Raw genomic sequence first — 14,349 nt, 5'->3', positions numbered from 1 at the left:
ATGCTGCGAAGTTATCTGCGACTGGTCCTGTTCACGCTGGGCCTGCTGTTCGGGGTACAGATTCCCGGCTTTATCAGTGATTACAGCAAGCGGGTCGAGGCGCACCTGATCGAGGCGCAACAGGCCGTCAAGGGGCATACCGCAACTGCGCAGCAGTTCTTCAAAGGCGATATACAGGCGCTGATTCAGCATTATCGCGACAGTGAAGACCCTGTTTTTCAAACCGATGCAGACAACATCGACACCTTGATGAACCGTACGCACATTCTCGAGCGCCAATGGCTCGGGCTGCAGGGGCCGTGGTATTCCAAAGCCCTTTTCGTGGCCACGTCCGCCGATCCGGACATTCGCCGCGAAACCTTCAACGGCTACACCTGGCAAGTGCTGCTGGCCCCTGAAGTCATCGCCTGGGGCATTATCACTGCGCTGTTGCTGGCGCTGGTGATCGAGAGTTTCATGTTGCTGCTCGGCTGGGTGATCAATGGTGGACGGCGCAAGCCGCAACTGTCACGGGACCGGCACTGACTGCTGGCAGGTATCATTTTCGGCACGGGCAGCTCATATGACTGCCCGTGTTTCGTTGTCCAGATAGGCAAGTACCGTTTCCGGAGCGTTCCACATCAATACATCGAGTATCGAAAGGTTATCGATGAACGGGTAGGGTGCGGTCGAATAGCTGAATGAAGCGGGCTCCAGAAACCTCAGTTCCACACCGCGCTCCTGCCATTCGTCGGGGACGAATATTTCGCGTCCACCGGCCGCGTTGATGTACTGACGCGCTTCCATTCGCGTACTGATCTCCAGCGCCCATTGGCCGGCGTGCTCTATCGGCGGCAACTCCAGCTTCAGTGCCGAGCAGTTCTCCCAGTTGAAACTCATGCCCAGATAGTCGCAGACCCCTTTCAGGGCCCGAGTGTTGAGTTCAGACAGGTGTGTGACGGGTGTGCCGAAGGTCAGGTCAACCAGGGCCAGGGTTTCCCGAAAGTAGGGCGCGTTGCTGCGGTAGTGTTCGAGCTGCTGCCTGATTTTCTGGTGGGCGGCGGCAGGATCGATAAGGGTCGCGTCCTTGATCAGGGTTCCCTCGCTGGCACACACCGGAACATTGATGTATTGCCAGCCGCCTTTGCCGTCCAGTATCCGATTGCGATTCATCCAGCTCTTGCGCTTGTATTTGACGATATCAAAGACTAAGCCGCGCTGGACGGCGGCAATCAGCTGGAAATAGCCGATGTAGGGGAAAAAGTAGGGCTGCATGATGCCGAGCGTTTCATTCATAAGTTGCCTGCCAGGGTGCGACGGCTGCTCAGGCAAAACGATGGAGTCACTGCAAAAGGTCTACTCGATCAGCACATGTCCGTCTGATGGGTGTCCGGGATTTGAGCGTAGCTCAGGACGCTGAACATGCAGTACGGATGGTCGGAATCTACAAGCCTGTTGCTGACAGGCTTGTACAACAGTCAAAGCACTTTTTATTTCGCCAGGTAACGCATGCCTTCTTCCAGCCCGCGCAAGGTCAGCGGGTACATCTGGTTTTCGATCAGGTCGCGCACGATATGCGTGGACGTGGTGTAGTCCCAGGCGTCCTTGGGGTAAGGATTGATCCAGATGATTTTCTTGAACTTGGTCATGAAGCGCTGCATCCACAGGTAACCTGCTTCTTCATTCCAGTGCTCGACGCTGCCGCCGGGTTGGGTAATCTCGTAAGGCGCCATTGACGCGTCGCCAATGAAAATGACTTTGTAGTCAGCGCCGTATTTGTGCAGCAGGTCCTGCGTGGATATTCGTTCTGAGCCGCGGCGCAGGTTGTTCTTCCACACCGACTCATAGATGAAGTTATGAAAGTAGAAATACTCCATATGCTTGAACTCGGTCTTGCATGCCGAGAACAACTCTTCGCACACCTTGACGTGCGCGTCCATCGAACCGCCGATGTCGAACAACAGCAACAGTTTGATGGTATTGCGTCGCTCCGGGCGCATCTGAATGTTCAGTAAGCCGGCGTCGCGTGCGGTGTGGTCGATGGTGCCGTCGATATCCAGTTCGTCGGCTGCGCCCTGGCGGGCGAACTTGCGCAGGCGACGCAGGGCCACCTTGATGTTGCGTGTGCCCAGTTCAACCTGATCGTCCAGGTTCTTGTACTCGCGCTGATCCCAGACCTTGACCGCTTTGCCCTTGCGTTCGCCCGCATCGCTGACCCGAATACCTTCCGGGTTATAGCCGCCCGAGCCGAACGGGCTGGTGCCACCGGTGCCGATCCATTTGTTGCCACCGGCATGGCGTTCTTTCTGTTCCTCCAGACGCTTCTTGAACGCTTCGATAAGCTTGTCCAGGCCGCCCAGCGACTGGATTTGCGCGCGTTCCTCGTCGCTCAGCGAGCGCTCGAACTCCTTGCGCAACCAGTCTTCCGGAATCAGCGCCTGCAAGTGATCGTCGAGCTTTTCCAGGCCGTTGAAATACGCACCGAAAGCCCGGTCGAACTTGTCGAAATGGCGCTCGTCCTTGACCAGAATGGTCCGCGCCAGAAAGTAGAACTCATCGATGTCGGCAAAGATAACCCGCTGTTTCAGGGCGTTGATAAGGTCCAGCAGTTCACGCAAGGACACTGGCACCTTGGCCGCACGCATTTCGTTGAACAGGTTGAGCAGCATGGCCGTCGCCCTTTTACGTAGCAGGGTGGATAAAGGCGATCAACGATTGCCGCGACGGCTCATGAAGGCCAGCCGTTCCAGCAGATGCACGTCCTGCTCATTCTTGACCAGCGCACCGGCCAGCGGCGGGATGGCCTTGGTCGGATCACGCTCACGCAACACCGCTTCGCCGATGTTGTCGGCCATCAGCAGTTTCAGCCAGTCCACCAATTCGGAAGTGGAGGGCTTCTTCTTCAGGCCGGGCACTTTGCGCACGTCGAAGAACACGTCCAGCGCCTCGCTCACCAGGTCTTTCTTGATGTTCGGATAGTGCACGTCGACGATGCGCTGCAGGGTCGCGCGGTCCGGGAAGGCAATGTAGTGAAAGAAGCAGCGGCGCAGGAAAGCGTCCGGCAGCTCTTTTTCGTTATTGGAAGTAATGATGATGATCGGCCGCTGTTTGGCCTTGATCGTCTCATCGGTCTCGTAAACGTAGAACTCCATCTTGTCGAGTTCCTGCAACAGGTCGTTGGGGAACTCGATATCGGCCTTGTCGATCTCGTCGATCAGCAGAATCACGCGCTCTTCGGACTCGAACGCTTCCCAGAGCTTGCCCTTTTTCAGGTAGTTGCGCACGTCGTGAACCTTGTCGACGCCCAGCTGCGAGTCGCGCAGGCGACTGACCGCATCGTATTCGTAGAGACCCTGATGCGCCTTGGTGGTGGACTTGATATGCCAAGTGATCAGCCGCGCGCCGAACGATTCAGCCAGCTGTTCGGCCAGCATGGTCTTGCCGGTGCCGGGCTCACCCTTGACCAGTAGTGGACGCTCCAGCGTGATCGCCGCGTTGACTGCCAGCTTCAGATCGTCAGTGGCGACGTATGCCGGGGTGCCTTCGAACTTCATGGATCAATCCTTTTCGCGTGGGCATGCGCAGCCCATGGGCACGCACGCTTTGATGTGACAAGCAATGCCCGGACTATAGCGCGGCTGCCGGACAGCTGTGAACGCAGACGCCTCATTCAGTTCTTGAATGGGGCGTCACGCCGTGACCGGGTCAAAATTGTAACGTTGCTTTCAGTATGGCTAATTTGGCGATACCCTCTGCGTCATGTCGACTAAATACAGATTCAGGGATAAATACAGGATTCAGCTGAGGGAGAAAGACCACCTGCCGCCGCATGTGCACCTGACCGGTGGCGGTCTGGATGTTCTGATTTGTCTTGAGCTCGTGGAGCCCATGCGTGGACACGCCCCGGCTGTTGTGTTGAAGGAAGCTCTTGAAGGGATACGCATTCGCCGTGACGAACAGATGCAGGAATGGAAACGATGGCATCCATGAAACGCCCCCGCCTCAAGGACGTTCAAGCCTTGGCTGGTCACCGGCTGGCGCTGATGTTCATCAATGATCAGCGCTATGTCCTCGATATGAGCGCCGATGTGCAGGCTTTTCCAGGGCTACAACCTTTAAAGGCGGACGAAGCGTTCGCTCAGGCGCACGTGGGTGACGATGGCTGGACTGTCGAGTGGCCGGAGCTGGATATCCAGATCGGCGCCGATACGCTATATCTCGATGCTCAAGCCCAGGCTGCCACCGATGAAAATACGCGTATTTTCATCGGCTGGCGTGCCCGTACCGGGCTGCCGCTGGTCCAGGCCGCGCAGGCCCTGGGTGTCAGCCCGCGCAGCATCACTCGCTACAGCAACGCCCGCGAAGCCACACCGCGTACCCTGGCGCTGGCGTGTCTGGGCTGGGACGCGTTGCAGCATGAGTTGCAGGTCGCCGAAAGTCGTGGCGTTTACAAGGCCGACAAAAAATAATTCTGGAGACCCTAAGGGTACAGCAGATGAGTCAGATCACGATCTACCACAACCCGCAATGTGGCACCTCTCGCAACACGCTGGAACTGATCCGCAACAGCGGAGACGAGCCGACAGTCATCGAGTACCTGAAGACGCCGCCTGATCGCGCCACGCTTGTCAGGCTGCTTGCCGAGATGGGGACCGGTGCGCGAGCGCTGCTTCGTATCAAGGGCACTCCCTACGAGGCGCTGGGATTGGGCGATGAGTCACTCGCCGATGAGCAGCTTATCGATGCGATGATGGCTCATCCCATCCTGATCAACCGCCCCATCGTTGTAACGCCTTTGGGCACACGCTTGTGTCGTCCGTCAGAGGCGGTTCTTGACCTGCTGCCGCACAAGCAGCGCGGCAGTTTCGTAAAAGAAGACGGGCAAGTCATCGTCGATGAGCAGGGCCGCAAGGTTTGAACCCGCACGGGTAACGTCAGTACAGGGCCTTAGCCATTTCATTTGCCTGAGCTTTGGTGCTCAGCCTGTTCACCCCTTGCTGCTCTCATACCGCGCATTGAACGCCTGAACGAACGCATTACGCAGAATCTGCCAAAAGGCCTGGAAGCCGCTGATGTCCTGTTGGTGGACATTGCCGCTGAGGTCGACACGGGTAGCGAACTGGTTTTCGCGCTGGTTTTTCAGCACGGTTTCGCTGGTGCCCACCAGCGCTTCCCAGACCGAGCGGAACAGGCCTTTGTCCTTGCTTTCGACGTCCTGTTGCCAGTTGAAGACATCGACATTACGCAGCAACGGTTTGATGTAGCCGCTGAGCTGACCCTTGTTGGCCTGCGCCTCGATCACGATATCGCCATTACCGGCGTTGAAGTCGAACTTGCCATAGGCTGACGAGAAGTCATTGAGCTTCTTGAGCTGGATACCGGTGGCACGCAGGCGGAAGTCGAAATCTTCAAAGTTGCTGAACGGATCGAATTTGGCCGTGCTTTCCAGGCTGGCGTGGCCCAGCAGGCGCGCCTTGCCTTTGAACTCGGCGTCGCGGTTGCCCTCGACGTCCACCACGTTGGTCAGGTTATAGAAGCTGGCATTGACCTGGTCCGCATCGATGGTCACTTTGGGCGTCGAGCTGAAGTTATTGAAGGTGATTTTTCCGTTGCTGATCCGCAATTCGTTGAGGGTGATCGGCAACAGCTTGTTCATTTGCGTACGCCAGTCGGTGCCCTGACCGGTCTGTGACGCTTGCTTGTTATTGCCGCCGTCAACGAAGTTGATCTGCGGATCGGTGAACAGTGCCTCTGCCACCACGGCGTGGTCGTTCCACAGCGATTTCCAGCTGACTGCCAGTTCGATCATCGGTGCGTCGACAAAGGGCACCGGGACTTTGCCGTCGGTCTTGACGATCTTCAGCCCCTTGATCCGATAGGCCCCGCGCCACAGCGCCAGGTCGACGTCAGTGATCTGACCTCGGTAGTCGCCCATGTCGGCGAGCTTGTCGTTAAGGTAGTCGCGTACCAGATAAGGCAGGGCAATATTGAGGGCGATCAGCAGTACGACCAGAGCGGCCAGCGTCCATAGCGGCCAGCTGTAGCGACGTTTCATGACATGAGTCTCCTGTTTCAATGGAAGGATTGACTGCGCGCGCGCTGATCCGTTCGCTCAGACTGGACGCCCATGGGCTGGCGGCATAGGCTTTGTTTTTTAACCGATGTGCAAGGACACCATCATGAGCCGTATTTACGCTGATAACGCCCATTCCATCGGCAACACGCCATTGGTGCAGATCAACCGTCTCGCGCCGCGTGGTGTCACCATTCTGGCCAAGATCGAAGGGCGTAATCCGGGCTATTCCGTCAAGTGCCGTATCGGCGCCAGCATGATCTGGGATGCCGAAAGCAGCGGCAGGCTCAAGCCGGGCATGACCATTGTCGAACCTACCTCCGGCAACACCGGGATCGGCCTGGCATTTGTGGCCGCCGCCCGTGGCTATAAACTGGTGCTGACCATGCCTGCTTCCATGAGCATAGAACGTCGCAAGGTACTCAAGGCGCTGGGAGCGGAATTGGTGCTCACCGAGCCTGGCAAAGGGATGAAAGGTGCGATTGCCAAAGCCGAAGAGCTGCTGGCCGGCGACCCGGAAAAATATTTCATGCCTGCGCAGTTCGAGAACCCGGCCAACCCGGCCATTCATGAGAAAACCACCGGTCCGGAAATATGGTCCGACACCGACGGCACGATCGATGTGCTGGTCGCTGGTGTCGGCACCGGCGGCACTATCACCGGTATCTCCCGTTATATCAAGAACACCGCTGGCAAGCCGATTCTGTCAGTTGCGGTCGAGCCCGACGGTTCGCCGATCATCACTCAGGCGCTGGCTGGTCAGGAGATCACGCCGAACCCGCACAAGATTCAAGGGATCGGCGCAGGCTTCATTCCGAAAAACCTTGATCTGTCGATGGTCGACCGTGTCGAGCGCGTCACCGATGACGAGGCCAAAGCCATGGCCCGGCGTCTGATGCAGGAGGAGGGCATACTCTGCGGGATCTCCTGCGGCGCGGCAATGGCGGCGGCCGTCCGTCTGGCTGAGAAGCCCGAGATGCAGGGCAAGACCATCGTCGTGATCCTGCCGGACTCCGGCGAGCGCTACCTGTCGAGCATGCTGTTCAGCGATCTGTTCACCGAGCAGGAACTGGCGCAGTAACACATCTTCGCATGTGTGTACTTCATGCGGGCAGCGCAAGGGTTTATGATGACCAGCTTGCTCCGGCGCACGGCGATTATCCTTATTGCCAGCGACTGTGGCCCGTCATTCAGATCATGCATTGCCACTGCCCGCGTGACGTTCGGCGTTATACGCCCGCTTCAAGGAGAGCTTCATGACCCTTTCATTTGTTGCCAAGGCATCGATCCTGATGCTGTTCCTCGGCAGCACGCTGTACGTTCACTTGCGCGGTCGGGCTCGACTGCCCCTGTTACGGCAGTTCGTCAACCATTCGGCATTGTTCGCACCCTACAACGTATTGATGTACCTGTTTTCCCGCGTGCCGTCCGAACCGTATCTGGACCGCAGCAAGTTTCCCGAACTGGATATCCTCAAGGACAACTGGGAAACCATTCGCGATGAAGCCATGCACCTGTTCGACGAGGGCTACATTCGCGCGGCGGAGAAGAACAACGACGCCGGTTTCGGTTCGTTCTTCAAGAAGGGCTGGAAGCGTTTTTACCTGAAATGGTACGACAAGGCCCTGCCTTCCGCCGAAGCGCTGTGCCCGAAGACCGTTGAACTGGTCAACAGCATTCCCAACGTCAAAGGTGCGATGTTTGCCCTGTTGCCGGGTGACAGTCACCTCAATCCACACCGCGACCCGTTTGCCGGTTCATTGCGTTATCACCTGGGCCTGTCGACACCCAATTCCGATGCCTGCCGCATCTTCGTCGACGGCAAGGAGTACGCCTGGCGCGACGGGCAGGACGTCATGTTCGACGAGACCTACGTGCATTGGGTCAAGAATGAAACCACCCAGACCCGGGTGATTCTGTTCTGTGATGTCGAGCGGCCGTTGAGCAATCGTTTCATGACACGGGTGAACCGCAGCGTCAGTGCGTTTCTGGGGCGCGCGACGGCACCGCAGAACCTGGACGACGAGCGAGTCGGCGGGATCAATCAGGCTTATGCATTCAGCAAGCGTTTCAGCGACACCTTCAGTGGCAAGGTCAAGCAGTTCAAACGTGCCAATCCCAAGGCTTACCGTGTGCTGCGGCCGGTGCTGGCCGTTATCGTGCTGACATTGCTGGGTTACTGGCTGTTCGGCTGATTCCCTGTTGTATCCGGTTGTTTGCCACTACGGCGAACAACCGTTGTCCCTTTCTCGTTCATTTCCGTTACTCCAGACTGACATGCCGACTCAACAGGGCTCGCAGTGCTGCAGGTTTGACCGGCTTGGGCAGGTAGTCGAGGCCTGCGGCATGCACCTGGGCAATCAGCTCGGGACGGCCATCGGCGCTGATCAGTACGCCCGGTACGGGCTGGCCCAGACGAGTGCGTAGCCAGGCCATCAGTTCAGTACCGGTTTCACCCTCATCCAGGTGGTAGTCCACCAGGGCAATCTGCGGACGCAAGCCGTTGTTCAGCAGTGTTTCGCATTCCTGACGGTTGCGCGCGGTCCAGACCTGACAACCCCAGCGGGACAACAGGCTGGTCATGCCGATCAGGATGCTGTCCTCATTGTCGATGCACAGCACCTGCGTGCCATTCAGCGCCGGGCGGGCGATGTCAGCCTGTATGGCAGGCATCGGCGCCTGAGCGGTTGCCAGCGGCACCCGTACGCTGAACACGCTGCCTTTGCCGGTCCATGAACGCACCTGCAACGGATGCTCGAGAATCCGGCACAAGCCATCGGCAATCGCCAGTCCCAGACCCAGGCCCTTCGCTGCGTGGGTCTTGTGGCTGTCGAGGCGTTTGAATTCCTCGAATATCACTTGGCGTTTGTCTTCCGGAATACCCGGCCCCCGGTCCCAGACCTCAAGGCTCAGGCTGTCGCCACAACGCCTGACGCCCAGCAAAATCGGGCCTTTGGCGTAACGGAAAGCATTGGTCAGAAAATTTTGCAGCACGCGGCGCAGCAGTTTGATATCACTGTCGACACGCAACGAGCTGCCTCTGACGCGAAAGCTCAGACCTTGCTCCTGAGCCAGTGCCTTGAACTCGGCGCCGAGGGTGTCAAACAGCGCGTTGAGCGGAAACGGCTGGCAGTCCGGGGTAATCTTGCCGTTTTCGAGACGGGAAATGTCCAGCAGGTCGCTGATCAGGTCTTCCGCCGATCGCAACGAGCTGTCCAGGTGCCGGACCAGTTGCTGAGCCTCATCGGAAAGGCTGTCTTGCTGATGAGAGAGGGCTGCGGAAAACAGCCGGGCAGCGTTCAGCGGCTGCATCAGGTCGTGACTGACAGCGGCAAGAAAGCGGGTTTTCGACTCGTTGGCGGTTTCGGCAATACCCTTGGCTTCGGTCAGCGCCTGATTGAGTTGCGACAGCTCGTGGGTGCGTGTGGTTACGCGTTGTTCCAGGCTTTCATTGACGCCCTTGAGGGCCTGCTCTGCCGCACGAAACTCGGTAATGTCGGTGAAACTCATGACAAACCCGCCGCCCGGCATCGGGTTGCCGATCAGTTCGATCACCTGGCCGTTGGGAAACAGCCGTTCCGACGTGTGAGCGCGGCCCTGGCGCATCCAGTGCAGGCGTCGTGCAACGTGAACTTCCGCTTCGCCCGGCCCGCACAGCCCGCGCTCGGCGTTGTAACGAATGATGTCGGCAATCGGCCGACCGACGCCGATCAAGCCTTCGGGATAATTGAATAGCTCAAGGTAGCGCCGATTCCAGGCCACCAGCCGCAATGACTGATCGACCACGCTGATGCCCTGGGTGATGTTTTCGATGGCGCCTTGCAGCAGTGCGCGGTTGAATTGCAGGACCTCGGACGCTTCATCGGCGATACGCACCACGTCTTCAAGTTGCATGTCACGGCCTTCGATGGCGGCCTTGACCACCGCCCGCGTCGACGACGTGCCCAGAACGCCTGCCAGCAGTCGTTCGGTGTGGGCGATCCATTCGCTGTCGGCGTTCTGGCTGGGGTTGAAGCTCTTGCCCTGTCGTTCGGCGAAGCGCACGAAGCTCTGCCGGGCACGGTCTTCGCCGACGAAGCGCGCTGAAAGACTCAGCAGGTCTTCGATCTGTACCGCCAACAGTGGACGTGTGTAATCACGCTCCTGAGTGATCTGACCGATGAAGCGCCCGGCCTGCCAGTGCTCTGTCACCCGTGTACGCGACAGCATCGACACCCAGGCGAACAGCGTGCAATTGCCGGCCATCGACAACACCACGCCTTGGGTCATGGGTGATATAGGCAGATCGAGCGGGTTGCTGTGCAGCCATTCCAGCAGCGGGAAAGTACCCAGTGACCAGCCCATGCCGTGCGCAGCGACCGGCAGCACGAGAGTGTAGAACCAGATGAAGATACCGGCTGCCAGGCCCGCAAATACGCCCCGGCGATTGGCCTGTTTCCAGTACAGGGCGCCGAACATCGCCGGTGCCAGCTGGGTGATTGCGGCGAAAGCGATCTGGCCGATGGTGGCCAGGCTGGCCGTCGAGCCCAGCATCCGGTAGCTGACATAGGCCAGCAGCAGGATCATCACGATACTGACGCGCCGGACCGTCAGCATCCAGTGACGAAACGCTTCGAACGGCCGCTCGGTATTCTTGCGACGCAGCAGCCAGGGCAGCAGCATGTCGTTGGAAATCATGGTCGACAGCGCCACGCAGGCAACGATCACCATGCCTGTCGCCGCCGACGCGCCGCCGATAAACGCCAGCAAGGCCAGCGACGGGTGGGCATGGGCCAGCGGCAGGCTGATCACGAACGAGTCGGGCATGATGGAATCCGGTAGCAGCATTTGCCCGGCCAGCGCAATCGGCACCACAAACAAAGCCGCCAGCGCCAGATAGGCCGGAAACACCCATTTGGCGAGGTTCAGGTCCTGCGGCTCGATGTTTTCCACCACTGTGACGTGAAACTGCCGAGGCAGGCAGACGATCGCCATCATTGCCACGCCGGTCTGCACGAACATCGACGGCCAGTTGACCGTGTCTTGCCAGTATTCCTCCAGCCGCGGAGCGAGTTTTGCCTGATTGAACAGGTCATCGAAGCCGTCATACAGGCCGAAGGTGACGAACACACCGACTGCCATGAACGCGAACAGCTTGACCAGCGCCTCGAAGGCGATGGCCAGCACCATGCCGCGATGGTGTTCGGTGACGTCCAGATTACGTGCGCCGAAAACGATGGTGAACAGCGCGAGGATCAGCGAGACCACCAGCGCGGTGTCCTGAGCGCGAGTACCGGTCGAGTCCGCCACCGCACCAATCAGGATGTTCACGCCCAGCACAATGCCTTTCAGTTGCAGCGCGATGTACGGCAGCATGCCGATCAGACAGATCAGCGCCACCATCACCGCGAGGGATTGAGACTTGCCATAGCGCGCCGCGATGAAGTCGGCAATGGAGGTGATGTTTTCCTGTTTGCTGATCAGCACCATCTTCTGCAGCACCCAGGGCGCCAGTACCATCAGCACGATCGGGCCCAGATAAATCGGCAGGAACGACCAGAGCTGCTCGGCGGCCTGACCCACTGCGCCGAAAAATGTCCAGCTCGTGCAATAGACCGCCAGCGACAGACTGTAAACCCAGGCGCGCATGGTCGGGCGCAGCGACGCGCTGTAGCGGTCGCCATAAAAGGCGATGGCAAACATGATGGCCATATAGGACAGAGCAACGGCCGCGATCAGCCCGCTGGACAGCGACATATCAGATTCCACACCGTATCAATAGCGCGCAGTCTCGCACGATGCACACGGTTCGTCTTTGTCGACCAAGGTCGAGCGTGGCGGGGTGTCGCAGCCTTGTCGCGCAGCAGGCGAGACCAAGAATCGTGGCAGCTACCGTCTAAACGGAAATGTCCTATCGACATTCGTCGGACTTACGTCTTCAATATGCTTCGGATTGGCCGCTGCGTCAGTTCTCCCCAGCCTCTCAGGACCACTGACGATGAGCCAACAGTCACAATTCAGCCTGCTCGGGAAACGCCGTTTCCTGCCGTTTTTCGTCACCCAGTCCCTTGGCGCGTTCAATGACAACATCTTCAAGCAGTCATTGATCCTCGCCATTCTTTACAAACTGAGCATCGATGGCGATCGCTCGGTCTACGTCAATCTGTGTGCCTTGCTGTTCATCCTGCCGTTCTTTCTGTTCTCGGCGCTGGCCGGGCAGTTCGGTGAGAAATACCCCAAGGACACGCTGATCCGGATCATCAAGTTTTGCGAGATCGTCATTATGGCGGTCGGTGCGACGGGCTTTCTGTTCAATCACCTGGCATTGATGCTGGCGGCGCTGTTCGCGATGGGCACGCATTCGGCGTTGTTCGGGCCGGTCAAGTATTCGATTCTGCCGCAGCACCTGCGCGAAACCGAGTTGGTCGGGGGTAACGCGCTGGTCGAGATGGGCACCTTTCTGGCGATTCTGGCCGGCACCATCAGCGCCGGGGTGATGATGTCTTCGTCGCACTATGCCGGGATAGTCTCGGCCGCGATCGTGCTGGTGGCCTGCCTGGGTTTCCTGGCCAGCTTCGGCATTCCGCGCGCCGCCGCTGCTGCGCCGGAAATGAAGCTCAACTGGAACATCTTCACTCAGTCCTGGGCGACCTTGCGTATGGGCCTGGGGCAGACCCCTGCGGTTTCGCGCTCGATTGTCGGCAATTCATGGTTCTGGTTTGTCGGCGCGATTTACCTGACGCAGATCCCGGCTTACGCCAAGGAGTGGATGTATGGGGACGAAACCGTCGTCACGCTGATCCTCACTGTTTTCTCCATCGGCATCGCCCTGGGCTCGCTGCTCTGCGAGCGATTGTCCGGGCACAAGGTCGAGATCGGGCTGGTGCCGTTCGGCTCGATGGGGCTGACGATTTTTGGTCTGTTGCTGTGGTGGCATTCGGGCGGTTTCCCGCAGAACGTGCAGGCCAACGACTGGCTGGCCGTGCTTTCCTCGGGGCAGGGCTGGCGGGTGCTGTTCGATATTCTGGGCATCGGCGTGTTCGGCGGCTTTTATATTGTGCCGCTGTACGCGCTGATCCAGTCACGCACGCCCGTCAAAGAGCGCTCACGCGTGATTGCCGCCAACAACATTCTCAATGCGCTGTTCATGGTGGTCTCGGCGATTGTTTCGATCTTGCTGCTGAGCGTTGCCAAACTGTCGATTCCACAGTTATTCCTCGTGGTCTCGCTGATGAATAGCGCGGTGAACATCTATATCTTCAAAATCGTCCCCGAATTCACCATGCGCTTCATGATCTGGCTGCTCGGCCATTCCATGTACCGGGTCGAGCACCGCAATCTGAGTCAGATCCCTGATGAAGGCGCAGCGCTGCTGGTCTGTAATCACGTTTCTTTTGTCGATGCGCTGCTCATTGCCGGGGCAGTGCGGCGACCGATCCGGTTTGTCATGTATTACAAGATCTACCAGTTGCCGGTGCTCAACTTCATCTTCCGCACTGCCGGGACCATCCCGATTGCCGGGCGTAACGAAGACATGGACATCTATGAGCAATCGTTCAAGCGCATCGCCCAGCACCTCGCAGAAGGCGAACTGGTGTGTATCTTCCCGGAAGGCAAACTGACCACCGACGGCGAAATCAGCGGTTTCAAGAGCGGCATGAGCCGCATCATCCAGGAAACCCCGGTGCCAGTGATCCCGATGGCTTTACAGGGGCTGTGGGGCAGCTTCTTCAGTCGCGACCCGAGCAAAAACCTGCTCCGTCGCCTGTGGTCACGCGTGGTGCTGGTAGCGGGTGCGCCCATTCCCGCCGATGTGGCGACGCCTGTTGACGTGCGCGAAGAGGTAAAAGCGCTGAGAGGGACGGTGCGATAAGAGGTCTTTGCTGAATTTTTGGCTTCTGGTGCTCGGACCTACGCGTTTGGATGCAGCGCATGACATGCTACATCAAATGGCCGCTGCGGCACGATGTCATGCCTGGCTTTCAACCACTGCCATAGAGCGTTTTTCAACCACGATGGCACTGACAACGCAGATTGCGACGTAAGTGACGGCTGAGCTCTGGCGCTGATCCGGGGGANAATGGGAGGGGGGGGTTTTGTGTTCTTGTGCCCCAAAAAAAGAACGTCGCCGAGGGGCGAAAAGGTGCCCTGAGCCGTAAACAAACATCACTGACATCGCAGAACCACCGTGTGACGCAGAGCGTCACGCCCTGCATACCCACGCGACACTCAATGCAACCAAACCGCTTTTGATGTGCTTTTCAACCACGATGGCACTGACGCCGCCGATTGCGACGTCAGTGTCAGGGCGAAGGAAC

12 protein-coding genes are annotated in these 14,349 nt (G+C 58.5%); 7 read left to right on the top strand and 5 right to left on the bottom strand.

The features are described from left to right. Window positions 1-525: a DUF2937 family protein gene (locus ABJ99_RS03855; RefSeq protein ID WP_054084702.1), complete on the top strand. Its 525-nt coding sequence runs from the start codon at window positions 1-3 to the stop codon at window positions 523-525. A gap of 33 nt (window positions 526-558) precedes the next feature. On the opposite strand, the gene ABJ99_RS03850 is transcribed toward ABJ99_RS03855, so the two are convergent. The 3 genes from ABJ99_RS03850 to ABJ99_RS03840 form a co-directional block, all read right to left on the bottom strand. After that, window positions 559-1,275 carry a WbqC family protein gene (locus ABJ99_RS03850; RefSeq protein ID WP_054084701.1) on the bottom strand — a complete coding sequence of 239 codons (717 nt, stop codon included), beginning with the start codon at window positions 1,273-1,275 and terminating at the stop codon, window positions 559-561. Window positions 1,276-1,469: 194 nt separating this feature from the next. After that, a complete protein-coding gene (locus ABJ99_RS03845; protein WP_054084700.1) occupies window positions 1,470-2,648 on the bottom strand; it encodes a vWA domain-containing protein in 1,179 nt (392 codons plus the stop codon). A gap of 39 nt (window positions 2,649-2,687) precedes the next feature. Further along, window positions 2,688-3,533, bottom strand: coding sequence for an AAA family ATPase (locus tag ABJ99_RS03840; RefSeq protein WP_054084699.1), 846 nt, complete (start codon window positions 3,531-3,533; stop codon window positions 2,688-2,690). Window positions 3,534-3,738: 205 nt separating this feature from the next. Here ABJ99_RS03840 and ABJ99_RS26555 point away from each other — a divergent pair, with 205 nt between their 5' ends. Genes ABJ99_RS26555 through arsC form a run of 3 tightly spaced genes read left to right on the top strand, consistent with a single transcriptional unit; the run spans window position 3,739 to window position 4,897 of the window. Next, a complete protein-coding gene (locus ABJ99_RS26555; protein ID WP_080378001.1) occupies window positions 3,739-3,969 on the top strand; it encodes a DUF4160 domain-containing protein in 231 nt (76 codons plus the stop codon). Continuing rightward, window positions 3,966-4,448 carry a DUF2442 domain-containing protein gene (locus ABJ99_RS03830; protein WP_054084697.1) on the top strand — a complete coding sequence of 161 codons (483 nt, stop codon included), beginning with the start codon at window positions 3,966-3,968 and terminating at the stop codon, window positions 4,446-4,448. Before ABJ99_RS26555 ends, ABJ99_RS03830 begins: the two co-directional genes overlap by 4 nt. A 26-nt stretch (window positions 4,449-4,474) precedes the next feature. Then, complete coding sequence (gene arsC / locus ABJ99_RS03825) at window positions 4,475-4,897, top strand: arsenate reductase (glutaredoxin) (RefSeq protein ID WP_054084696.1); 423 nt, start codon at window positions 4,475-4,477, stop codon at window positions 4,895-4,897. Window positions 4,898-4,966: 69 nt separating this feature from the next. Here the strand turns inward: arsC and ABJ99_RS03820 are convergent, their stop codons facing one another. Further along, the gene (locus ABJ99_RS03820) at window positions 4,967-6,034 is read right to left on the bottom strand and encodes a DUF748 domain-containing protein (RefSeq protein ID WP_054084695.1); all 1,068 of its coding nucleotides are present in this window, start codon (window positions 6,032-6,034) and stop codon (window positions 4,967-4,969) included. 124 nt (window positions 6,035-6,158) lie between these two features. On the opposite strand from ABJ99_RS03820, the gene cysK reads away from it, so the two are divergent. Further along, a complete protein-coding gene (gene cysK / locus ABJ99_RS03815) occupies window positions 6,159-7,133 on the top strand; it encodes a cysteine synthase A (protein WP_054084694.1) in 975 nt (324 codons plus the stop codon). 175 nt (window positions 7,134-7,308) lie between these two features. Continuing rightward, complete coding sequence (locus tag ABJ99_RS03810) at window positions 7,309-8,247, top strand: aspartyl/asparaginyl beta-hydroxylase domain-containing protein (RefSeq protein ID WP_054084693.1); 939 nt, start codon at window positions 7,309-7,311, stop codon at window positions 8,245-8,247. 67 nt (window positions 8,248-8,314) lie between these two features. Here ABJ99_RS03810 and ABJ99_RS03805 read toward each other — a convergent pair whose 3' ends face one another. Next, window positions 8,315-11,788 (bottom strand): hybrid sensor histidine kinase/response regulator, encoded by a 3,474-nt coding sequence (locus ABJ99_RS03805; RefSeq protein ID WP_054084692.1) that lies wholly within the window; start codon window positions 11,786-11,788, stop codon window positions 8,315-8,317. Window positions 11,789-12,029: 241 nt separating this feature from the next. Here ABJ99_RS03805 and ABJ99_RS03800 point away from each other — a divergent pair, with 241 nt between their 5' ends. Next, window positions 12,030-13,904, top strand: coding sequence for an MFS transporter (locus ABJ99_RS03800; protein WP_054084691.1), 1,875 nt, complete (start codon window positions 12,030-12,032; stop codon window positions 13,902-13,904). Window positions 13,905-14,349 lie beyond the last annotated feature (445 nt).

This window comes from Pseudomonas syringae pv. cilantro, from assembly GCF_001293775.1.
GTDB classification, from domain to species: Bacteria; Pseudomonadota; Gammaproteobacteria; order Pseudomonadales; family Pseudomonadaceae; genus Aquipseudomonas; species Aquipseudomonas syringae_P.
This window is presented reverse-complemented; position numbering and strand designations above follow the sequence as displayed.